This window comes from Rothia sp. HMSC071F11 (assembly GCF_001809115.1).
Taxonomy (GTDB): Bacteria; Actinomycetota; Actinomycetes; order Actinomycetales; family Micrococcaceae; genus Rothia; species Rothia dentocariosa.
In genome coordinates, this window is sequence record NZ_KV795769.1 from 1 (window position 1) to 591 (window position 591).

Sequence of the window (591 nt, forward strand, 5' to 3'; positions counted from 1 at the left end):
TTGCGGCGGGGGATGCGACCGAGTTCGCCGTGAACGCCTGTGAAACCCCCGAGATGCTGGTGGTGAATCCGCCCAGGCGAGGTATTGGTGAGAGGCTGTGCGCCTGGGCTGAGGGCTCGGGGATTGAGCACGTGATTTATTCGAGCTGCAACGCGAAAACCCTTGCCGCTGACCTGGCGCGCATGCCTTCCTATAAGCCGGTCGCTGCGCGTGTGCTCGATATGTTCCCTCACACGAACCACTATGAGGTTATGGTGCTGTTACAGCGCGGGTAGGTTTCTCGAGCATATACATAACCCAACCCTAGGGCGCGAGCAGATAGTATTTCGGCGAGAAGATAGCGGTTTGTTATCTTCTCGCCGAAATACTATCTGCTCGCGATGTTTCGGGCATCCCGCAGCGTAGTGGGCGCGAGGCGATGATGCGCCAAAGCGATGCGCAGAGCAAATCATGCACCCGCGCGACTCTTTGTCTCATCCCGTGCCTCCTGCGCCTGTATCGCTCGTGCGGTTGGGCCGAGAATGAACGTGAATACGGTGGCGATAACGAAGAGTGACCCTCCGGCAACGATGGTGTTGATCGCGCCGAACG

1 pseudogene is annotated in these 591 nt (G+C 58.5%); it reads left to right on the plus strand.

Annotated elements, in window-relative coordinates:
- Positions 1 to 275 (plus strand): annotated as a pseudogene (locus HMPREF2554_RS09300) (23S rRNA (uracil(747)-C(5))-methyltransferase); the annotation flags it as partial.
- Positions 276 to 591 lie beyond the last annotated feature (316 nt).